This is a genomic window from Serratia sp. SSNIH1 (assembly GCF_002935055.1).
Taxonomy (GTDB): domain Bacteria; phylum Pseudomonadota; class Gammaproteobacteria; order Enterobacterales; family Enterobacteriaceae; genus Serratia; species Serratia nevei.
Window position 1 is genome coordinate 2590691 of record NZ_CP026383.1, and the last position, 20740, is coordinate 2611430.

General features: G+C 62.4%; 18 protein-coding genes. 8 read left to right on the plus strand and 10 right to left on the minus strand.

The genetic code is table 11. The features are described 5' to 3' along the window. Nucleotides 1–32: 32 nt before the first annotated feature. Nucleotides 33–3506, minus strand: coding sequence for a transcription-repair coupling factor (mfd, locus tag C3F38_RS12500; RefSeq protein WP_103791733.1), 3474 nt, complete (start codon nucleotides 3504–3506; stop codon nucleotides 33–35). Between the two features lie 152 nt (nucleotides 3507–3658). Then, on the minus strand, nucleotides 3659–4642 hold the full coding sequence (locus C3F38_RS12505) for a threo-3-hydroxy-L-aspartate ammonia-lyase (protein ID WP_055316624.1): 984 nt from the start codon (nucleotides 4640–4642) through the stop codon (nucleotides 3659–3661). A gap of 94 nt (nucleotides 4643–4736) precedes the next feature. Between C3F38_RS12505 and C3F38_RS12510 the strand changes: the two genes are divergently transcribed. The 6 genes from C3F38_RS12510 (at nucleotide 4737) to cobB (ending at nucleotide 10452) form a co-directional block, all read left to right on the plus strand. Beyond that, nucleotides 4737–5378 (plus strand): transcriptional regulator, encoded by a 642-nt coding sequence (locus C3F38_RS12510; protein WP_038877816.1) that lies wholly within the window; start codon nucleotides 4737–4739, stop codon nucleotides 5376–5378. A gap of 105 nt (nucleotides 5379–5483) precedes the next feature. Then, nucleotides 5484–6686 carry a lipoprotein-releasing ABC transporter permease subunit LolC gene (gene lolC / locus C3F38_RS12515; protein WP_038877815.1) on the plus strand — a complete coding sequence of 401 codons (1203 nt, stop codon included), beginning with the start codon at nucleotides 5484–5486 and terminating at the stop codon, nucleotides 6684–6686. Next, nucleotides 6679–7383, plus strand: a complete 705-nt coding sequence (lolD, locus tag C3F38_RS12520; RefSeq protein ID WP_004941120.1) for a lipoprotein-releasing ABC transporter ATP-binding protein LolD — start codon at nucleotides 6679–6681, stop codon at nucleotides 7381–7383. The genes lolC and lolD overlap by 8 nt, the downstream gene beginning before the upstream one ends. After that, on the plus strand, nucleotides 7383–8630 hold the full coding sequence (gene lolE / locus C3F38_RS12525; RefSeq protein WP_025302503.1) for a lipoprotein-releasing ABC transporter permease subunit LolE: 1248 nt from the start codon (nucleotides 7383–7385) through the stop codon (nucleotides 8628–8630). The genes lolD and lolE overlap by 1 nt, the downstream gene beginning before the upstream one ends. Nucleotides 8631–8683: 53 nt before the next feature. Next, the gene (gene nagK, locus C3F38_RS12530) at nucleotides 8684–9604 is read left to right on the plus strand and encodes an N-acetylglucosamine kinase (RefSeq protein ID WP_038877813.1); all 921 of its coding nucleotides are present in this window, start codon (nucleotides 8684–8686) and stop codon (nucleotides 9602–9604) included. Between the two features lie 11 nt (nucleotides 9605–9615). Next, nucleotides 9616–10452 (plus strand): Sir2 family NAD+-dependent deacetylase, encoded by an 837-nt coding sequence (gene cobB / locus C3F38_RS12535; RefSeq protein ID WP_015377583.1) that lies wholly within the window; start codon nucleotides 9616–9618, stop codon nucleotides 10450–10452. A gap of 48 nt (nucleotides 10453–10500) precedes the next feature. Here cobB and potD read toward each other — a convergent pair whose 3' ends face one another. The 5 genes from potD to C3F38_RS26180 all read right to left on the minus strand — a co-directional run bounded on the left by potD (nucleotide 10501) and on the right by C3F38_RS26180 (nucleotide 14809). After that, complete coding sequence (potD, locus tag C3F38_RS12540; RefSeq protein ID WP_038877809.1) at nucleotides 10501–11544, minus strand: spermidine/putrescine ABC transporter substrate-binding protein PotD; 1044 nt, start codon at nucleotides 11542–11544, stop codon at nucleotides 10501–10503. A gap of 228 nt (nucleotides 11545–11772) precedes the next feature. Then, a complete protein-coding gene (gene potC / locus C3F38_RS12550) occupies nucleotides 11773–12555 on the minus strand; it encodes a spermidine/putrescine ABC transporter permease PotC (RefSeq protein ID WP_038877808.1) in 783 nt (260 codons plus the stop codon). Continuing rightward, complete coding sequence (potB, locus tag C3F38_RS12555; RefSeq protein WP_038877805.1) at nucleotides 12552–13412, minus strand: spermidine/putrescine ABC transporter permease PotB; 861 nt, start codon at nucleotides 13410–13412, stop codon at nucleotides 12552–12554. The genes potC and potB overlap by 4 nt, the downstream gene beginning before the upstream one ends. Beyond that, complete coding sequence (potA, locus tag C3F38_RS12560) at nucleotides 13396–14511, minus strand: spermidine/putrescine ABC transporter ATP-binding protein PotA (protein WP_038877803.1); 1116 nt, start codon at nucleotides 14509–14511, stop codon at nucleotides 13396–13398. Before potA ends, potB begins: the two co-directional genes overlap by 17 nt. Before the next feature lie 25 nt (nucleotides 14512–14536). Continuing rightward, nucleotides 14537–14809: a hypothetical protein gene (locus tag C3F38_RS26180; protein WP_055312280.1), complete on the minus strand. Its 273-nt coding sequence runs from the start codon at nucleotides 14807–14809 to the stop codon at nucleotides 14537–14539. Between the two features lie 57 nt (nucleotides 14810–14866). On the opposite strand from C3F38_RS26180, the gene pepT reads away from it, so the two are divergent. Together pepT and C3F38_RS12570 are read left to right on the plus strand one after the other, a co-directional pair. After that, a complete protein-coding gene (gene pepT / locus C3F38_RS12565; protein WP_004941154.1) occupies nucleotides 14867–16096 on the plus strand; it encodes a peptidase T in 1230 nt (409 codons plus the stop codon). A 90-nt stretch (nucleotides 16097–16186) separates the two neighbouring features. Next, on the plus strand, nucleotides 16187–17275 hold the full coding sequence (locus C3F38_RS12570) for a malate/lactate/ureidoglycolate dehydrogenase (RefSeq protein WP_038877801.1): 1089 nt from the start codon (nucleotides 16187–16189) through the stop codon (nucleotides 17273–17275). 40 nt (nucleotides 17276–17315) lie between these two features. On the opposite strand, the gene C3F38_RS12575 is transcribed toward C3F38_RS12570, so the two are convergent. The 3 genes from C3F38_RS12575 to phoP form a co-directional block, all read right to left on the minus strand. Continuing rightward, entirely contained in the window at nucleotides 17316–18437 is a 1122-nt protein-coding gene (locus tag C3F38_RS12575) for a cupin domain-containing protein (protein ID WP_038877798.1), read from the minus strand. Nucleotides 18438–18521: 84 nt separating this feature from the next. Continuing rightward, nucleotides 18522–19979 (minus strand): two-component system sensor histidine kinase PhoQ, encoded by a 1458-nt coding sequence (gene phoQ, locus C3F38_RS12580; protein ID WP_055316639.1) that lies wholly within the window; start codon nucleotides 19977–19979, stop codon nucleotides 18522–18524. A gap of 5 nt (nucleotides 19980–19984) precedes the next feature. Further along, on the minus strand, nucleotides 19985–20656 hold the full coding sequence (gene phoP, locus C3F38_RS12585) for a two-component system response regulator PhoP (RefSeq protein ID WP_025302513.1): 672 nt from the start codon (nucleotides 20654–20656) through the stop codon (nucleotides 19985–19987). Between the last annotated feature and the right edge of the window lie 84 nt (nucleotides 20657–20740).

The following is a 20740-nucleotide window of genomic DNA, read 5'->3' on the forward strand; positions in this document are numbered from 1 at the left end:
CGCCTCCCGCCGTGCCGGCGGAAGGCGTTGGCTCAGGCCGCCAGCGTGTGTTCGCGGAAGGCGTCCAGCAACTCTTCGGTGAACGTCAGGCGTTTCTGGCGATCGGCCAAATCGAGCGTGAACTTCAGCTTGCTCGGGCCGTCCAGGCGGTAAACCTGCGGATTGCCCTGTAGCAGGCCGATCAGATAACCGGGATCGACGCGGTTGTTGTCGCCGAACTCGATAAAGCCGCCGCGCTCGTTGTTCTCGATGCGTTTGATGCCCAGCTTCTGCGCATGCAGGCGCAGCGCCGCGCACTGCAACAGGTTGCGCGCCGCGTCCGGCAACTGGCCGAAGCGGTCGATCAGCTCGACTTTCAGCTCATCCAGCTCGCCGTCGCGCTTCGCGCTGGCGATACGCTTGTACAGCGAAAGACGGGTATTGACGTCGGGAATGAAATCTTCCGGCAGCAGCGCCGGCATGCGCAGTTCCACCTCGGTCTGGCTGCTGGTGAGATCTTCCAGCGACGGTTCGCGGCCGTTTTTCAACGCATCGACGGCGCTTTCCAACAGCTCCATGTAGAGCGAGAAACCGACGGTGGTCATCTGGCCGCTCTGGTCTTCGCCCAGCAGTTCACCGGCGCCGCGGATCTCGAGATCGTGGGTCGCCAGCGCGAAACCGGCGCCGAGATCTTCCAGCGATGCGATGGCTTCGAGCCGTTTATGGGCGTCGGTGCCCATGGCTTTCGGGTTCGGCGTCAGCAGATAGGCGTAAGCCTGGTGGTGCGAACGCCCGACGCGACCGCGCAGCTGGTGCAGCTGCGCCAGGCCGAAGCGATCGGCCCGCTCGATGATGATGGTGTTGGCGCTGGGGATATCGATGCCGGTCTCGATGATGGTGGTACACACCAGCACGTTGAAGCGCTGGTGGTGGAAATCGTTCATCACCCGTTCCAGATCGCGTTCGCGCATCTGGCCGTGGCCGATGGCGATGCGCGCTTCCGGCACCAGTTCCGCCAGGCGCTGCGCCGCTTTCTCGATGTTTTCCACGTCGTTGTAGAGGTAGTAAACCTGGCCGCCGCGCAGCACTTCGCGCAGGATCGCCTCGCGCACCACCAGGCTGTCATATTCGCGCACGAAGGTCTTCACCGCCAGCCGGCGCGCCGGCGGGGTGGCGATGATCGACAGATCGCGCATGCCGCTCATCGCCATGTTCAGGGTACGCGGGATCGGCGTGGCGGTCAGCGTCAGGATATCGACGTCGGCGCGCATCGCCTTGATGCGTTCTTTATGGCGCACGCCAAAGCGGTGTTCTTCATCGACGATCAGCAGCCCCAGGTCTTTCCAGCGCAGATCGCTCTGCAGCAGCTTGTGGGTGCCGATGATGATGTCTACCTTGCCTTCGGCCGCGTCATCCAGCACCTGCTGCTGCTCTTTGGCGCTGCGGAAGCGCGACATCATTTCGATGCGGATCGGCCAGGTGGCGAAGCGATCGCGGAAGTTGTCGAAGTGCTGCTGTGCCAGCAGGGTGGTCGGCACCAGCACCGCCACCTGCTTGCCGTTTTCCACCGCCAGGAAGGCGGCGCGCATCGCCACTTCGGTTTTGCCGAAGCCGACGTCGCCGCACACCAGGCGGTCCATCGCCAACGGCTGGCACATGTCGCTCAGCACCGCGTTGATCGCCTGTTCCTGATCCGGCGTGGTTTCGAACGGGAAGCTCTGGCAGAACAGCTGGTACTGTTCGCGGTTGTGTTTGAAGGCGAAACCGGCCTTGGCGGCGCGCTGGGCGTAGATATCCAGCAGCTCCGCCGCTACGTCGCGCACGCGCTCGGCCGCTTTCTGCCGCGCGCGCGTCCAGGCGTCGCCGCCCAGTTTGTGCAGCGGGGCGTTTTCGTCCGCGCCGCCGGCATAACGGCTGATCAGATGCAGCGAAGAAACCGGCACGTACAGCTTGTCCTCACCGGCGTAGGAGAGGATCAGGTACTCGGCCTTGATGCCGCCGGCCTCCAGCGTGGTCAGGCCGACGTAGCGGCCGACGCCGTGCTCCAGATGCACCACCGGCTGGCCGGGATGGAGCTCCGCCAGGTTGCGGATCAGAGTATCGGTATTGATGGTGCGCCGGTTATCCTGCCGGCGGCGGCTGACGCGCTCGCCGAGCAGATCGCTTTCGCAGATCAGCGCCCGCTGGCGCAGGCCGTCGAGGAAGCCGTGTTCGGCGGCGCCGACCATCATGTAACGGCCCGCCGTTTCCGCCTGATCGAGGCGCTGAATCAGCGCCGGCGCCAGCTTGATGCGGCCGAGCAGATCCTGCAGCGTTTCACGCCGCCCCTCGCTCTCGACGGAGAAAATCACGCTGCCGTCGAAGCCTTCGATAAAGCGCCGCAGGTTATCCAGCGGGGATTTATGCTGCGCTTGCACCGCCAGATCGGGCAGGGCATGGTAGTCCAGATTGGTATTGCCGGCCTTGGGCGGCAGCTTATCGGTTTTCAGCGCGATGCGCGGCCAGGCCTTCAGCTCGCCGAACAGCGCGTCGACGCGCAGCCACAGCGTATCGGGTGCCAGCAGCGGGCGCATCGGATCGACGCGGCGGCTTTCGTAACGCTGGTTGACGTCCTGCCAGAAGCGCTCGGCGGCGCCCTCCAGATCGCCGGTGTTGACGATCAGCGTATTGGCCGGCAGATAGCTGAACAGCGACGGCAGCGGCTGGCTGAAGAACAGCGGCTGCCAGTATTCGATGCCGGCCGGCCAGGCGCTTTTGCTGACCTGCTGATAGATGTGCTCGGCGTCGCGGCGCACCTCAAACTGCTCGCGCCACTGGCTGCGGAACAGCTCGATGGCGTTTTTGTCGGTGGGGAACTCGTGGGCCGGCAACAGATTGATGGCCTCGACTTCGCTCAGCGTGCGCTGGGTATCGACGTCGAAGATGCGCAGGCTGTCGATTTCGTCATCGAAAAAGTCGATGCGGTAAGGCTCATCGCTGCCCATCGGGTAAAGATCGAGCAACGCGCCGCGGGTGGCGAATTCGCCGTGCTCCATCACCTGATCGACGCTGCGGTAACCGGCCTGTTCCAGCTGCGCGCGCAGCTTGTCGCGCGACAGGCGCTGGCCTTTCTTCATCACCAGCGCGTGGCCGTGCAGGAACTCGTGCGGGCAGACGCGCTGCATCAGGGTGTTGACCGGCAGAATGATCACGCCGCGCGCCATGGTCGGCAGGTGATACAGGCTCGACAAACGATCCGAGATGATTTCCTGATGCGGCGAGAAGCTGTCGTACGGCAAGGTTTCCCAGTCGGACAGCGTGGTCACCATCTGGTCGGTGAACTGCTGGATCTCGTCGCGCAGCCGCAGGGCGTTTTGCATGTCCGGCGCGATCAGCATCACCGGGCCTGGGTGGCGTTCGACGATCTCGGCGCACTCCACGGCGCAGGCCGCGCCGGTCAGTTGCCCCAGCTGGCGCAGATCGCCCGCGCGATCGGGCAGAGAATAACGGGGGGATGAGGAACGGTTACGGCTATCGGAAGTGCTCATTCAGGTATCTTTAATCAATGTGTTAGAGGGCGTTCCGGCACGGATAACCCAGCGCCTTTATGCTGTTTATAGTAGCCCAGCGGCCGCCAAACTGACACAGCAAAAAGCGCTCTACCCTGATGTTCCGCCTGTTATTTAACCGATACGCCGCGTTAATTTTCGCCGGCCAGGGTGAGATAGTGCGCAATCTTGTCGACGTCAAGGTTGCCGCCGCTGACGATAACGCCGACCTTTTTACCGCGCAGATCGAGCAGGCCGTTCATCGCCGCCGCGGCCGCCAGGCAGCCGGTCGGCTCAACCACCATTTTCATCCGCTCCATAAAGAAGCTCATTTGCCGACACAGCTGGGCGTCGCTGACCGTCAGAATGCCTTCGACATATTCTTGAATGATCGGGAAGGTCAGCCGCCCGACCTGTTGGGTCTGCGCGCCGTCGGCAATGGTTTTCGGCACCGGGATGTGCACCGGTTCACCGCGCTGAAAGGCTTGCTGAACGTCGTTGCCGGCTTCGGGCTCGACGCCGAACACGCGACAGCCCGGCGACCAGTGATGCGCCGCCACCGCGCTGCCGGCCAGCAGGCCGCCGCCGCCGGTGCACACCAACAGCAGATCCAATGGCCCGGTCTCTTCAAACAGCTCCTTGGCGGCGGTGCCCTGGCCGGCGATCACCTGCGGATAATCGTACGGTGGCACCAGCGTCAGGCCCCGCTCTGTGGCCAGGCGTCGGGTGATTTCTTCACGATCTTCGCTGTGGCGCTGATAGATGACCACGTTGGCGCCGTAGCCGCGCGTCGCCGCCAGCTTGGCCGCAGGGGCGTCGTGGGGCATTACGATGGTGGCGCTAACGCCCAATTCGCGCGCCGCCAGCGCCATCGCCTGTGCGTGGTTGCCGGATGAAAAGGCGATTACCCCGGCCCGACGCTGCTCTGCGCTGAGTTGCGCGATGGCGTTATAGGCGCCGCGAAATTTGAAGGCGCCGATGCGCTGAAAATTCTCGCACTTGAAGAACAGCTGCGCGCCGGCGATCTGGTCGGCCTGGCGCGAAGTCATGACCGGCGTGCGCAGGGCATGCCCGGCGATAACGTCGGCGGCGGTGGCAATATCGGCGGCGGTGATGCAGCGTGGGACTGAACTCATGGCGACCTCGCACAGGTAAGGATGGGGACGATGCATTGCTTGGTGTGGTTTTTTAATTTACTCTTTGTAAAGTTATTGTCAAATGGTTAACTCAATGAGCGATCTCAGGCAGGAAAATGCGCTGTTGCTGCGCGAAGCGGAAAAAATTGTTCAGGCGTTGGGCGTGATGTTTGCGCCCGGTTGCGAAGTGGTGCTGCACGATCTGACCCAGCCCGATCGCGCCATTGTCGCCATCGCCAACAATCTGTCCAACCGCCGCATCGGCGACGCCGCGACGGAAATGGGGCTGGAGCGCATCGCGTCGCCGGAGTTTCCTGACGTGGTGCAGAACTACGCCAGCGTGTTTCCGGACGGGCGCCCGGCCAAGAGCACCTCGATCGGCCTGCGCAATAGCCAGGGCCGCTTTGTGGCGGCGATTTGCCTCAATCTGGATGTGTCTATCTTCAACAGCGTCACCGCTATCCTGCAGCAGCTGACGGCGGTGGTGCAAAGCGCCGCGCCGCAGGCGGCGGAGAGTGCACGCTCGCTGTCGGACATCGCCGCGGCGATCAACGCGTTCGCCGCGTCGCATGCCACCCAGCCGCGCGCTTTGTCTTCCGAACAGCGGTTTCAGGTGGTGCAACAGCTGAAGCAGCAAGGGTATTTGCAACTGCGCGGCGCGGCCACCATGGTGGCCGAAGCGCTCGGCATCTCGCGGGTGTCGGTCTATAACCTGCTCAAGCGAGACGCCGGATGAGGGGCCGCCCGGCGCAATAAAAGGCCGCCGGGTGTTCCCTAAACGAGGGAGAGCCTTTATTATCCATGATCACTTTGCTTAAGCCACGGCTATCAAACGGATTTCATGTATCAACCTGTCGCGTTATTCATTGGCCTGCGCTACATGCGCGGGCGAGCCTCAGACCGCTTCGGGCGGTTTGTTTCCTGGCTTTCCACCATCGGCATTACGCTGGGGGTGATGGCGTTGGTCACCGTGCTGTCGGTGATGAACGGTTTCGAGAAGGATCTGGAGAACAACATCCTCGGCCTGATGCCGCAGGCGTTGGTCACCAGTCCGCAAGGATCGGTCAACCCGCAGCAGCTGCCGGCCTCCGAGGTGCAGAAGCTGCAGGGCGTCACGCGCGTCGCACCGCTGACCACCGGTGACGTGGTGCTGCAAAGCGCCCGCAGCGTGGCGGTCGGGGTGATGCTCGGCGTCAATCCCGACGAAGCCGATCCGCTGACCCCGTATCTGGTCAACGTCAAGCAGCAACAGCTGCAGCCGGGCCAATACAACATCATCATCGGCGAACAGCTGGCGGGGCAACTCGGCGTCAAGCGCGGCGATTCGCTGCGCGTGATGGTGCCGAGCGCCAGCCAGTTCACACCGATGGGCCGGATTCCCAGCCAGCGCCTGTTCACCCTTATCGGCACCTTCCACGCCAACAGCGAGGTGGACGGCTATCAGCTGCTGGTCAACCAACAGGATGCTTCGCGCCTGATGCGCTACCCGGCGGGCAACATCACCGGCTGGCGCTTGTTCCTGCAGCAGCCGCTGGCGGTCGATACCCTCAGCCAACAGGCGCTGCCGGCGGGCACGGTCTGGAAAGACTGGCGCGATCGCAAGGGCGAGCTGTTCCAGGCGGTGCGTATGGAGAAAAACATGATGGGGCTGCTGCTCAGCCTGATCGTGGCGGTGGCGGCGTTTAACATCATTACGTCGCTCGGCCTGCTGGTGATGGAAAAGCAGGGCGAGGTCGCCATTCTGCAGACCCAGGGGCTGACTCGCCGCCAGATCATGTCGGTGTTTATGGTGCAAGGCGCCAGCGCCGGCATCATCGGTTCGCTGCTCGGCACGCTGCTCGGCGTGCTGCTGGCCACCAACCTGAATAACCTGATGCCGATCCTCGGCGCCCTGATCGACGGCGCTTCGCTGCCGGTGGCGGTCGATCCGCTGCAGGTAACGATCATCGCCGTGGTGGCGATGGCGGTTTCCTTGTTGTCCACGCTTTATCCTTCATGGCGCGCTGCCGCCGTACAACCCGCTGAGGCTTTACGTTATGAGTAACCATCTTTTGCTGCAGTGTGACAACCTGTGCAAGACCTATCAGGAAGGCAATCTGCACACCGACGTGCTGCGCAATGTCAGCTTTGCCATGCAGCAGGGCGAGATGATGGCGATCGTCGGCAGCTCGGGTTCCGGCAAGAGTACCCTGTTGCACCTGCTGGGCGGGTTGGACTCACCGACCTCCGGCGAGGTGATCTTCAAGGGCGAATCGCTGAACGCCATGTCTTCGGCGGCCAAGGCCGAGCTGCGCAACCGCCAGCTGGGCTTCATCTATCAGTTTCACCATCTGCTGCCGGACTTCACCGCGCTGGAAAACGCCGCCATGCCGCTGCTGATCGGCGGCGCCAAGCCGGCGCAGGCGCAGGAGAAGGCGCGGGAGATGCTGGCGGCGGTCGGGCTGGAAAAACGCAGCAAGCACCGCCCGTCCGAGCTCTCCGGCGGCGAGCGTCAGCGCGTGGCAATCGCGCGCGCGCTGGTTAACAACCCGGCGCTGGTGCTGGCGGACGAACCGACCGGTAACCTGGACAAACGCACCGCGGACAGCATCTTCGATCTGCTGGGCGAGCTGAACGTGCGTCAGGGCACCGCTTTTCTGGTGGTGACGCACGATCTGCAGCTGGCCAAGCGCCTGAGCCGCCAGCTGGAAATGGCCGACGGACACCTGCAGGCGCAGCTGACCCTGATGGGGGCCGAGTAATGGCGGGAGCCTCACTGTCCTTCCTGACGGCCCTGCGTTTCAGCCGCGGCCGTAAACGCGGCGGCATGGTGTCGCTGATCTCGGTCATCTCCACCATCGGCATTGCGCTGGGGGTGGCGGTGCTGATCGTCGGCCTGAGCGCGATGAACGGCTTTGAGCGCGAGCTGAAGAACCGCATTCTGGCGGTGGTGCCGCACGGCGAACTCGAGCCGGTCAATCAGCCGTTCAGCGGCTGGCCGTCGATTCTGCAGCGGGTGGAAAAGGTGCCGGGTATTGTGGCCGCCGCGCCGTACATCAACTTTACCGGCCTGATGGAGAACGGCGCGCAGCTGCGCGCGGTGGAAGTCAAAGGCGTTGATCCGCAGCAGGAGAGCCGGCTGAGCGCGCTGCCGCAGTATGTGCAGGGCGACGCCTGGGCCAACTTCAAGCCCGGCGAACAGCAGGTGATCCTCGGCAAGGGCGTGGCCGACGCGTTGGGCGTCAAGCAGGGCGCCTATGTGACGGTGATGATCCCCAACAGCGACCCGGAAATGAAGCTGCTGCAGCCGAAGCGCATCCGTCTGCACGTGACCGGCATTTTGCAGCTCAGCGGCCAGCTCGATCACAGCTTGGCGCTGGTGCCGCTGGCCGATGCGCAGCAGTATCTCGATATGGGTGACAGCGTCACGGGTATCGCCCTCAAGATGAACGACGTGTTCGCCGCCAATAAACTGGTGCGCGACGCCGGCGAAGTGACCAATTCTTATATCTACATCAAAAGCTGGATCGGCAAGTACGGCTACATGTATCGCGATATCCAGATGATCCGCGCCATTATGTACCTGGCGATGGTGCTGGTGATCGGCGTGGCCTGCTTCAACATCGTGTCCACGCTGGTAATGGCGGTGAAAGACAAAAGCGCCGACATCGCGGTGCTGCGTACCCTGGGCGCCAAAGACGGCTTTATCCGCGCCATCTTCATCTGGTACGGGCTGCTGGCCGGGCTGCTGGGCAGCCTGAGCGGTGTAGTGATTGGGGTAATCGCCTCGCTGCAGCTGACCAACATCATCCGGGGCATCGAGAAACTGGTCGGCCACTCCTTCCTGTCGGGTGATATCTACTTCATCGACTTCCTGCCTTCCGAGCTGCACTGGCTGGACGTGCTGATCGTGCTGGCAACCGCCATCGTGCTGAGCCTGTTGGCCAGTTGGTATCCGGCCAGGCGAGCCAGCCGCATCGATCCGGCGCGGGTGCTGAGCGGACAATAAAACCCACGGGGAGGCAGCGATGCCGCCCCGTTTTTTTAGCCTGGGGATGGGTTATGTACTACGGTTTCGATATGGGCGGCACCAAGATTGAGCTGGGGGTGTTCGACGACAACCTGCAACGCATTTGGCAAAAGCGGGTGCCGACGCCGCGTGAAGATTACCGGCAGCTGCTGGCCACGCTGTGCGATCTGACCCTTGAGGCGGATGCGTTTTGCGGCCGGCGCGGCAGCGTCGGCATCGGCATCCCGGGCCTGCCCAACGACGATGACGGCACGCTGTTTACCGCCAACGTGCCGGCGGCGATGGGGCGACCGCTGCCGCACGATCTGGCGGCGCTGATCGGGCGCGAGGTGCGGGTCGATAACGACGCCAACTGCTTTGCGCTGTCGGAGGCCTGGGACGACGAGTTTCGCCGCTACCCGACGGTGCTGGGCATCATCCTCGGCACCGGCGTAGGCGGTGGGCTGATCGTCGACGGCAAGACGGTGCCTGGGCGCAACTATATCGCCGGCGAGTTCGGCCATTTGCGCCTGCCGGTGGATGCGCTCGAGGTCTTGGGGCGTGATGTGCCTCGCGTTGCCTGCGGGTGCGGCCACCAGGGTTGCATTGAAAATTACATATCGGGCCGCGGTTTCGAATGGATGTACGCCCATTTCTATGGCCGGCACTTGCCTGCCACCGAGATCATTGCGCATTATCAGGCAGGTGAGCCGCAGGCGGTGGCTCACGTCGACCGCTTTATGGACGTGCTGGCGATCTGCCTGGGCAACCTGCTGACGGTGCTGGATCCGCACCTGGTGGTGATCGGCGGCGGGCTATCGAACTTCGACGCCATTTACCAGGCGTTGCCGCAGCGGCTGCCGGCGCACCTGCTGCGGGTGGCCCGGCTGCCGCGCATCGAGAAGGCGCGCTATGGCGACGCCGGCGGCGTGCGCGGCGCAGCGTTCCTCAATTTGGTCAACAGGGAAAAGTAAGGAGAGAGTTAATGCACACTCGCCATCGGCTGTGTCAGTTTCGCAAGAGTAAGCATGTGCTGCATCAGCGCTTTCGTTCACGCATTTTTCACCGTGACACCATGGCGGCGGCCGAGCTGAAAAAGCCGTTTGTGGTGGTGTTGACCGGGGCCGGCATTTCGGCCGAGTCGGGCATTCGCACCTTCCGCGCCGCGGATGGGCTGTGGGAAGAGCACCGGGTGGAGGACGTCGCCACGCCGGAAGGTTTTCAGCGCGATCCGGCGCTGGTGCAGGCGTTTTACAACGAACGCCGCCGCCAGCTGCAGACGGAAGAGATCGCCCCGAACGCCGCGCACCGTGCGCTGGCGGACCTGGAAGAGTGGCTGGGGGACAACTTCCTGCTGGTCACGCAAAACATCGATAACCTGCATGAACGCGCCGGCAGCAAGCGGGTGCTGCACATGCACGGCGAATTGCTGAAGGTGCGCTGCACCCAGTCGGGCCAGGTGTTCGAATGGCCCGGCGATCTCAGCGTTGACGACCGTTGCCACTGCTGCCAGTTCCCGGCGCCGCTGCGGCCACACGTGGTGTGGTTCGGCGAGATGCCGCTGGGTATGGACGACATTTACCAGGCGCTGAGCAAGGCCGATTTCTTCGTCGCCATCGGCACCTCCGGCCACGTCTATCCGGCGGCCGGCTTCGTGCATGAGGCGCGGCTGGGCGGCGCCTACGCCATGGAACTGAACCTGGAACCGAGCCAGGTGGAGAGCCAGTTCGACGAGAAACACTACGGGCTTGCCAGCGAAGTGGTGCCGCGTTTTGTGCACAAGTTCCTGGTGGGCAAGGTGGCGCGGGCCGACAGGCCCTGAGAAAGGCATCAGGGCGCACTGCGCGCCCTGATGGGATGGCGGGGCGTGTTAGCGCCCGGCTTTCAGCTTTTGGAAGTAGCTTTCGTACAGCGTGCTGGCGTCGCCGACGTCGTTTTGCCACTCGCCGTGCTCAATCACCGCCTTATCCGGGTAGAGTGATTTGTCGTTGGCGATCTCCGGCGACAGCAGCTTCTTCGCCGCCAGGTTCGGCGTCGGATAACCGATGGTTTCCGCCACCTGCACCGCGATTTCCGGCCGCAGCAGGAAGTCTATCAGCTTCAGCGCCCCCTCGACGTTGCGCGCATTGGCCGGAATGGCCAGGCTGTCCATCCAGAAGATCCCGCCTTCCTTCGGCCAGACGATCTCCAGCGGCGTGCCGGCCTGGCGCGCCACGAAGGCCGAACCGTTCCACACCATACCGACGTTGACTTCCCCTTCCATAAACGGGTTGCCCGGGTTGTCGGAGTTGAAGGCCAGCACGTTCGGCATCAATTTCTGCAGTTCGTGGTAGGCGGCTTCGATCTCTTTCGGGTCGGTGGTGTTGCCGGAATAGCCCAGCTTGAGCAGCGCCATCTGGAACACTTCGCGCGCGTCGTCGGTCAGCAGCAGGCGGCCTTTGTACTGCGGCTGCCACAGATCGGCCCAGGACGTGACGGTAGAGGGCTCCTGCGCATCACTGTTAACGCCGATGGCGGTGGCGCCCCAGATATAGGGGATGGAATAGTCGTTGTTAGGATCGAACGGCTTGTTCAGCAGGGTAGGATCAAGATCCTTGAAGTGGCTGAGCTTGCTCTTGTCGATTTTTTGCAGCATGCCTTCCTTGCTCATCTTGGCGATGAAGTAGGTGGAAGGCACCACCAGATCGTACGCGCCGTCTTTATAGGTCTTCAGCTTGGCGTACATGCTTTCGTTGGATTCATAGGTGGAATAGATCACCTTGATGCCGGTTTCCTTGGTGAACTGCTCCAGCAGCCCCGGCGGGACGTATTCAGTCCAGTTATAGAAATACAGCGTTTTGCCGTCAGAGGCGTTTGCAGAGCAGAAACTCAGCGCCATCATCCCGGCTGCGAGCAGATGTGACCACTTTTTCATGCAGCGTATCCTTCAGCAGTAATGAGCCGAACCCGTATGGGCAAACCGTTTGGCGACCGCGCCATACCCCAGAAAGGGGCCATTATAGGGGCCGGGGCGGGGTGGGTAAAGGCGGTTATCCCAGCGGCAAATCAGCGGGTTAACCGAGCCTGGCCGATCAAAAACGGCCGCAGTCATATCACTGCGGCGAATGAAAGAGGCGGGCGCCGCAGCGCCCGGCGGTAAGGATTACTCGGCCTTGGGCGAGCGATCGCGCATCACCCACTGGCTGGCGATCACCAGCACCAGCGACAGCAGCAGCAAAATGGTGGCCAGCGCGTTGACCTCCGGCGAGACGCCGACTTTCACCATCGAATAGATCTTCAGCGGCAAGATTTCGTAGCTCGGCCCGGTGACGAAGGAGGAGACGACCACGTCGTCCATCGACAGGGTGAAGCTCAGCAGCCAGCCGGCCGCCACCGCCGGCATCGCCAGCGGCAGTATGATCTTGCGCAGAATGGTGAGCTCGCTTGCGCCGAGATCGCGCGCAGCCTCCAGCATCTTCACGTCGAACCCTTTCAGGCGCGCGTAAACGGTCACCACCACGAACGGCAGGCAAAAGGTGATGTGCGAGAACAGCAGCGACCAGAAGCCGAGCGAAATGCCGAGCAGCATGAACAGCACCAGCAACGAGATAGCCATCACGATATCCGGCGACATCATCACCACGAACAGCATGCCGCCGACGAACGGCTTGCCGCGGAAGCGGTAGCGGTACAGCGCCACCGCGGTCAGCGAGCCGATCAGCGTGGCGAAGGTGGCGGAGAGCACCGCCATGGTCAGCGAGTGGCCGGCGGCCTGCAGCAGGCTGTCGTTATTCAGCAGCGTGCTGTACCACTTGGTGGTGGCTCCTTGCCAACTGATGCCGAAGCGCGAGGCGTTGAAGGAGTTGACGATCAGGATGACGATCGGGATATACAGGTAGGCGTATACCAGCGTCATAAAGCCGCCGCGCAGCAGACGTCCAATCATGCCAGATCCTCCTTCTTGTTCAGCAGGCGGGCGGCCCGGTAATAGACCAGCAGCAACAGCCCCATCACCAGCGTCAGGCAGATGCTGGTAGCCGCGCCGAACGGCCAGTCGCGGATGTTGAGGAACTGGCTTTTAATCACGTTGCCGATCAGCAGATTCTTGGCGCCGCCCATCAGATCGGCGACGAAGAACAGCCCCATCGCCGGCAGCACCACCAGCAGGCAGCCGGCGATAATGCCCGGCATGGTCAGCGGCACGATGATGCGGATAAAGGTCTGCAGCTTGCTGGCGCCGAGATCGCGCGCCGCCTCCAGGCAGGACTTATCGAGCTTTTCGATGCTGGAGTAGAGCGGCATCACCATAAACGGCAGCAGGATATACACCAGGCCGAGGATCACCGCTTCCGAGGTGTACATGATGCGCAGCGGCTTGTCGATGACGCCGACCCACAGCAGCGCGTCGTTGAGATAGCCGCGGGTGCTGAGAAACAGCTTTAGGCCGTAGATGCGGATCAGCGAGTTGGTCCAGAAGGGCACGATCAGCAGAAACAGCAGCAGCGGCCGCACCTTCTGCGGCAACCGCGCCAGAATAAAGGCGAACGGATAGCCAATCACCAGGCAGCACAGGGTGGCGACCAGCGCCATGTTCAGCGAGTGCAGCAGCACCTGGGCGTACAACGGATCGAACAAGCGCCGGTAGTTGTCCAGCGTGAACACCATCTGCACCAGGTTGGCGTCATCGCGGGTCAGGAAGCTGGTGGCGATGATCATCAGGTTGGGCATGAACACGAACAGCAGCAGCCAGGCGACGACGCCGACGATCACCACATTCTGGAAGACTTTACGCGATTTCTTCATCGGCCAGCACCACCTCCCAGCTTTCAACCCAGGTCACCGCCATCTTCTGGTTGAGCGAGTGGTCGACGTCCGGATCGTCTTCATTGAAGAACTCGCTGACCATCACCGTTTTACCGCTCTCCAGCTCAACCACCGACTCCAGCGTCATGCCTTTGTAGTTGCGCTCGCGCACGTAGCCGATCAGCCCGTCGTGCTGCGCGCTGTCGTTCACTTCTTCTACCCGCAGATCCTCCGGGCGCAGCAGCACCTTCAGCTTTTGGCCCGGCTCTACCGGCAGATCGGCATAGATGTCGCACTCGCGGCCTTCGACGTTGGCGCGCACCCGCTGCGGATCGAGGCGCTGCAAGACCACCGCGTCGAAGATGTTGATCTCGCCGATAAAGCTGGCGACGAACAGGTTCTTCGGCTCTTCGTAGATTTCACGCGGCGTGCCGTCCTGCTCGATGCGGCCTTCACGCATCACTACGATGCGATCCGACATGGTCAGTGCTTCTTCCTGATCGTGGGTGACGAATACGAAGGTGATGCCCAGCTTGCGCTGCAGCGCCTTCAGCTCGTTCTGCATCTGTTTGCGCAGCTTGTAGTCCAGCGCCGACAGCGATTCGTCCAGCAGCAACACCTTCGGCTTGTTGACCACTGCGCGGGCGATGGCCACGCGCTGCTGTTGGCCGCCGGAGAGCTGGCCCGGCCGCCGCTTGGCGAACGCATCCAGCTGCACCATGCGCAGCGCCTCTTCGACGCGCGGCGTCAGTTCCGCCACCGGCACCTTTTGCATGCGCAGGCCAAAGGCGACGTTGTCGAACACCGACATGTGCGGAAACAGGGCATAGCTCTGAAACACGGTGTTGACGTGGCGATGTTCGGCCGGAATGGCGGTGATGTCCTGGCCGTCGAGCACGATGCGGCCCCGATCGGCGTCTTCAAGACCGGCGATCAGGCGCAGCACCGTGGTTTTGCCACAGCCGGAGGGGCCGAGAATGGTGAGGAATTCGCCGTGGTTAATCGCCAGTTCGAGATCGGCAATGATGGTTTTGCCATCGAACGCTTTGCTCAGGGCATGCAGTTCAACAAGGGGAGTCAGAGAGGATGTCTCAGTCATTTATCGTATTACTCTATCCCGTGGGCTAATGCAGATAGAACCGCAACTGGAAAAGACTGCCGGAGCTTGCGGAATGCCCGCTGATCAAATGAAGCTCAAACCAGTTGCGCCAATGGAAATTTTTCGAGCGCGCATGATAGACGCTGAATGCCGGAATTGAAAGCCGATCCGGCCCAGATGCCGCGTTTTTCATCATGATAGCGACAAATGACCCTGTGATGACAGTGTTATTTCCCTCATAAATCATCACAAAAATTAATGATATTGGCGAATTCTGGTTAAAAATGACCTGACGCAATATTTGATCCTGATCGGTTCCGCATAATGAAACGCGATATTCTGAGGGGCCGCTACCATGGACAAATTACTTGACCGCTTTTTCAACTACGTCTCTTTCGACACCCAGTCCAAAGCGAACGTAAAGCATGTGCCGAGCACCGACGGGCAGTTGAAGCTGGCGCGTGCGTTGCAGCAGGAAATGATCGCGCTCGGCTTCGAGCGGGTGTCGCTCAGCGAACACGGCTGCGTGATGGGCACCTGGCCGGGCAACGTCGCCTGGCCGGTGCCGGCGGTCGGTTTTATCGCCCATCTGGATACCTCGCCGGATTTCAGCGGCAAACACGTCAATCCGCAGATCGTCGAGAACTATCGCGGCGGCGACATCGCGCTGGGCATCGGCGATGAAGTGCTGTCGCCGGTGATGTTCCCGATCCTGCACCAGATGCTGGGGCAGACCCTGATCACCACCGACGGCAAAACGCTGCTGGGCGCCGACGACAAGGCCGGCATCGCCGAGATCCTCACCGCCATGGTGCGCCTGCGCGCGCGCAAAATCCCGCACGGTGACATCCGCGTGGCCTTCACCCCGGACGAGGAGGTGGGCAAGGGGGCACAGCTGTTCGACGTGGCGGCCTTCAATGCCGAATGGGCTTACACCGTGGACGGCGGCGGCGTCGGCGAGCTGGAGTGCGAGAACTTCAACGCCGCCTCGGTGACGATCAAAATCCTCGGCAACAGCGTGCACCCCGGCAGCGCCAAGGGCGTGATGGTCAACGCGCTGTCGCTGGCCACCCGCATTCATCAGGCGCTGCCGGCGGACGAAGCGCCGGAGACCACCGAAGGCTACCAGGGCTTTTATCACCTCAGCAGCATCAAGGGCAGCGTAGAGCGCGCCGAAATGCACTATATCCTGCGCGACTTCGAGCGCGAGGGGTTTGAAGCGCGCAAGCGCAAGATGGTGGACATCGCCCGCGAGGTCGGCAAAGGCTTGCCGCGCGATTGCTATATCGAAGTGAGCATCGAAGACAGCTACTACAACATGCGCGAACAGGTGGCGGAGCACCCGCATGTGATCGCGCTGGCGCAGCAGGCGATGCGCGACTGCGACATCGAACCGGTGATGAAGCCGATCCGCGGCGGCACCGACGGCGCGCAGCTGTCGTTCCGCGGCCTGCCGTGTCCGAACCTGTTCACCGGCGGCTACAACTACCACGGCAAGCACGAATTCGTGACGCTGGAAGGCATGGAGCAAGCGGTGGCGGTGATCATGCGCATCGCGGCGCTGGCCGCCGAGCGGGCGCGGTAAACGGGACGCTTGCGATCGGCATAATCGCTTGCCGTAACAGGGCGTTGCTCATAGTGTGGAAGCCTATTCCCCACGCATAAGGACCGCATGATGAGCACCGAATACCGTATCGCCAGCCCGCATTTGGCGCAGTTCGTTCAGGCGATTTGGCGCCAGGCCGGCAGCACGGCGCGTGAAGCCGAGCTGGTGGCCGATCATCTGGTGCAGGCCAATCTGGCCGGGCACGACTCGCACGGCGTCGGCATGATCCCCAGCTACATGGCGTCGCTGGCGCAGGGGCAATTGCAGCTCAATCAGCATGCCGAGGTGGTGCGCAATGCCGGCGCAGTGCTGACGCTCGACGGCGCGCGCGGCTTCGGTCAGGTGGTGGCCAGCGAAGCGATGGCGCTGGGCATTGAACGCGCCGGCAAGCTGGGCCTGGCGGCGGTGGCGCTGCATAACGCGCACCATATCGGCCGCATCGGCCATTGGGCGGAGCAGTGCGCCCGCGCCGGCTTTATCTCGATTCATTTCGTCAACGTGGTGGGCGATCCGATGGTGGCGCCGTTCGGCGGCAGCGATCGCCGCTTCGGCACCAACCCGTTCTGCGCCATTTTCCCGCGGCCGGGCCGCACGCCGCTGCTGTTGGATTTTGCCACCAGCGGTATCGCCTTCGGCAAGACCCGGGTGGCCTATAACAAAGGGCTGTCGGTGGCGCCGGGCTATCTGATCGACGAACACGGGCAACCCACCACCGAACCGAAGGTGATGCACGAAGCGCCGTTCGGTTCGCTGTTGCCGTTCGGCTTGCATAAGGGCTATGCGCTGGCGGCGATGTGCGAGATCCTCGGCGGCGCGCTCTCCGGCGGCCGCACTACCCACGCTGCCACGCTGAAAACCGACAGCGACGCCATCTTCAACTGCATGACGACCCTGATCCTCGATCCTCAGGCCTTCGACGCCCCGCAAATGCAGGCCGAGGCCGAAGCCTTTATCGGCTGGGTCAAGGCGTCGCCGCCGAGCGGCGAACAGCCGATCGCCGTTCCGGGAGAGTGGGAAGAGGCTAACCGCGCAGCGCGGCTGGAGCAGGGCATCCCGATCGATGCCACTACGTGGCGGCAGATTGGCGCGGCGGCGGAGCAGGTTGGCATGGCGGCGGGGGAACTGGCGGATTATCGCGCGCAGGCGCGCCAGGCATAAAAAAGCCACCCGGCAGGGTGGCTTGTTCGCGTGACGGCAATCAGTCGTTAAAGTACCAATACCCGCTGTTGACCAGCGCGGTCAGCAGCGCCAGGAACGACGGGTCGTCCACCGCGTCGCCGAGCAGGGCGGCGTCGACGCTGAAGTTTTGGCATAGGGCGTCTGCGGCCTGCAGCTGGTCGGTGTCGATCAGCTCGCCGTTGACGAAGCAACGATCGCCGACGCGCAGCACGCGCAACCCACCCAGGCGCTGCAGCGCTTCACCCTGTTGCAGCAGCTCGTAGATTTCCCCGGCCTGATACGGTGGCTCCGGCGGCGCCAGATCCAGCTCGTGGCGCGACTGGGAGATGAACTCGCCGAACCAGTGCTGGAAGTGTTCCGGCTGTTGCACCAGATCCAGCATCATCTGCCGTAAGGCGTCCACTTCCTGCGGCAGGATCTCCGCCGGGTGTTCGCGCAGTTTAACGTCCGGATCGCCGTAGCGCTTGCTGCCCAGCTCGCGCGCCAGCACGTAGTCGGCGAAGCCGCTCACCAGCTCGCGGCCGTTCGGCGCGCGGAAGCCCACCGAGTAGTTGAGCGCGTTTTCCAGCGCGTAGCCTTCGTGCGGGAAGCCCGGCGGAATGTAGAGAATGTCGCCCGGCTCCATCTCTTCATCGATGATGGCGTCGAACGGTTCCACCTGCAGCAGATCCGGATGCGGGCAGTGCTGTTTCAGCGGCGTTTTTTCCCCGACGCGCCAGCGGCGGCGGCCGGTGCCCTGAATGATGAATACGTCGTACTGATCGAGGTGCGGGCCGACGCCGCCGCCCGGTACCGAGAAGGAGATCATCAGGTCATCCATCCGCCAGTCCGGCAGCCGGCGGAACGGGCGCATCAGCGCCGCGGAAGGCTCATGCCAGTGGTCCACCGCCTGCACCAGCAGCGACCAATTATTCTCGCTCAGGTGGTCGAAGCTCTCGAAGGGGCCGTGCGCAACCTGCCAACGGCCCTCCTGGTGGCTGACCAGGCGGCTGTCCACTTCGTTTTCCATCGCCAGCCCGGCCAGCTCATCCGGGGAGATCGGATCGATAAAGTTTTTGAAGCCGCGCTTGAGAATCACCGGACGTTTTTGCCAATAACGTTGCAAAAAATCGTTCCAGTCCAGGTCTAATTGATAATCCATGTTCTATTCCAGGAGAGAGGAGTGAGCCTGAGTGCGATTATAACGGAAGTTTGGCCCCGTGGATCGGGGCCGCAGAGGCATAATTTACTCGTTGTGGTGGGTGTCGTGCTGGCGGGCGAAGGTGACCTGCATGCGCGCGCCGCCGAGCGGGCTGTCGCTGATGACGATTTCGCCGTCGTACTGCTCGATGATCTCCGCCGCCACCGACAAACCCAGGCCCTGGCCGGGGCGCAGGGTATCCACCCGCTGGCCGCGCTGGAAGATCAGCTGGCGCTTGCTTTCCGGGATCCCCGGGCCGTCGTCGTCGATGACGATGGTGAGGTTTTTCTCGGAGTGCAGTGAGGTGATCTCAACGAACTCCAGACAGTATTTGCAGGCGTTTTCCAACACGTTGCCCATCACTTCCATAAAGTCGTTCTTCTCGCCCATGAAGGTCACCTCCGGCGAGATGTCCAGCGTGATCGCCACCCCTTTGCGCTGATAAACCTTGTTCAGCGCCACCACCAGGCTGTCGAGCAGCGCAGGTACCGAATGGATCTCGCGCGTCAACACCGTCTGGCCGGAGTTGATGCTGGCCCGGTGCAGGTAGTAACCGATCTGCTGTGAGATGCGCCCGATCTGATCCAGCATGATCGGCTCGGCTTCTTCGATGGTGGTCTGTTTGCCGCTGCGCAGCGAACGCAGGGTACTTTGCAACACCGCCAGCGGCGTTTTCAGGCTGTGGGTCAGATCCGACAGGGTGGTGCGATACTTGGTGTAGCGCTGGCGCTCGTTGCGCACCAGAATGTTCAGATTGCGCACCAGCCCGCGCAGCTCGCTGGGCGGGTTCTCATCCAGCTGATCGCGCTCGCCGTTCTCCAGCTCGCCCACCTGATTGACCAGCGCCTTGATCGGCCGCAGGCTCCAGTAGGCCGCCAGCCACAGCAGCGGCACCACCAGCAGCAGGTTGGCCAACAGCACGTAGCTGAACCACTCCCACACCACGTCGGAGCGCTGCAGCTCCTGCGGAATGCTGTCGACCACCACGATGGTCAGCGCCGGCAGGCGAGGCGTGGCGGCATAGGTGTTGACCGCCACCGAGTGAGTCAGCGCGTTCTGATCGGTATCGTCATAATTCTTCAGCTGATCCTGCGCTTTGGGGTTGTCCCCCAGCACTTCGCTACTAATGCGGGTATCGGTATCAATTTCGTAAAAGCCGGCCTCTTCCAGCCATTCCTTGTTGATCAGCTTCTCCAGCTCCGGCACGTTGCGCTGGCTCCACAGCAGGTTGCCTTTATCGTCGTAGATAAACACCAGCGTCGGGAAGTTGAGATCGATATCGGGGGGAATGGCGATGGTGAGCTTGTTGTCTTTCCACTGCGCCAGGCTGAAGAACAGGTTGCTCTCGCTGCGCAGCAGGCGGAAGGCGGTCTTGTCGAAGCTGACGATGTAGCCGACGACCGCCACCAAACCGTAAGAGAGCGACAGCGCCAGGATCACCCCGGCGGTCGCCATCAGGAAGCGGGCGCGCAGCGAAAACGGTTTTTTATCCTTGTTGAACATCATGTTCACTTCGCGTCAAAACGATAGCCCTGGCCACGTACCGTGGTGATCACTTCATGTGGGTATTCCGCCTGCACCTTTTTACGCAAGCGGCCCATCAGCACGTCGATGGTATGGCTTTCACGCAGTTCGGCGTCCGGGTAGAGTTGCAGCATCAACGAATCCTTGCTCACCACCTTGCCGGCGTTGCGGATCAGGGTCTCGATGATGGTGTATTCAAAAGCGGTCAGCTTGATTTGCCGATCGTTAACGCTCAGTTCGCGGCGCGACAGATCGATCTGGAACGGCGGCAGCACGATCACCTGCGAAGCCAGGCCGCTGTTGCGGCGCATCAGCGCCTGCATGCGGGCGATCACTTCTTCCAGGTGGAACGGTTTGGTTACATAGTCGTCGGCGCCGGCTTCCAGCACCGCCACTTTGTCCTGCCAGCTTTCGCGGGCGGTCAGCACCAGGATCGGCAGCTTGGTCTGGTGCGCGCGCCAGCGGCGGATCAGGCTCAGGCCGTCTTCACCCGGCAGGCCGAGATCGACGATGGCGATATCCGGCGCGTGTTCCTGCAGGAAGTAATCGGCTTCCTTGGCGTCTTCGGCCGCGTCGACCTGATGGCCCATCTCGCGCATCTGAACGGAAAGGTGGTGGCGCAGCAAACCATTATCTTCAACAACCAGTACTCGCATGGCGAACTCCTGTGACTGTGCGGGTGAACGTCCTGTCACCCACGCGATAAAAGGGAACACGCTCTGCGGCGTGTCAGGGGATAA

Coding starts and splice junctions, on each gene's coding strand:
- mfd (WP_103791733.1), bottom strand. CDS start 3,506: ATGAGCACTTCCGATAGCCGTAACCGTTCCTCATCCCCCCGTTATTCT.
- C3F38_RS12505 (WP_055316624.1), bottom strand. CDS start 4,642: ATGAGTTCAGTCCCACGCTGCATCACCGCCGCCGATATTGCCACCGCC.
- C3F38_RS12510 (WP_038877816.1), top strand. CDS start 4,737: ATGAGCGATCTCAGGCAGGAAAATGCGCTGTTGCTGCGCGAAGCGGAA.
- lolC (WP_038877815.1), top strand. CDS start 5,484: ATGTATCAACCTGTCGCGTTATTCATTGGCCTGCGCTACATGCGCGGG.
- lolD (WP_004941120.1), top strand. CDS start 6,679: ATGAGTAACCATCTTTTGCTGCAGTGTGACAACCTGTGCAAGACCTAT.
- lolE (WP_025302503.1), top strand. CDS start 7,383: ATGGCGGGAGCCTCACTGTCCTTCCTGACGGCCCTGCGTTTCAGCCGC.
- nagK (WP_038877813.1), top strand. CDS start 8,684: ATGTACTACGGTTTCGATATGGGCGGCACCAAGATTGAGCTGGGGGTG.
- cobB (WP_015377583.1), top strand. CDS start 9,616: ATGCACACTCGCCATCGGCTGTGTCAGTTTCGCAAGAGTAAGCATGTG.
- potD (WP_038877809.1), bottom strand. CDS start 11,544: ATGAAAAAGTGGTCACATCTGCTCGCAGCCGGGATGATGGCGCTGAGT.
- potC (WP_038877808.1), bottom strand. CDS start 12,555: ATGATTGGACGTCTGCTGCGCGGCGGCTTTATGACGCTGGTATACGCC.
- potB (WP_038877805.1), bottom strand. CDS start 13,412: ATGAAGAAATCGCGTAAAGTCTTCCAGAATGTGGTGATCGTCGGCGTC.
- potA (WP_038877803.1), bottom strand. CDS start 14,511: ATGACTGAGACATCCTCTCTGACTCCCCTTGTTGAACTGCATGCCCTG.
- pepT (WP_004941154.1), top strand. CDS start 14,867: ATGGACAAATTACTTGACCGCTTTTTCAACTACGTCTCTTTCGACACC.
- C3F38_RS12570 (WP_038877801.1), top strand. CDS start 16,187: ATGAGCACCGAATACCGTATCGCCAGCCCGCATTTGGCGCAGTTCGTT.
- C3F38_RS12575 (WP_038877798.1), bottom strand. CDS start 18,437: ATGGATTATCAATTAGACCTGGACTGGAACGATTTTTTGCAACGTTAT.
- phoQ (WP_055316639.1), bottom strand. CDS start 19,979: ATGTTCAACAAGGATAAAAAACCGTTTTCGCTGCGCGCCCGCTTCCTG.
- phoP (WP_025302513.1), bottom strand. CDS start 20,656: ATGCGAGTACTGGTTGTTGAAGATAATGGTTTGCTGCGCCACCACCTT.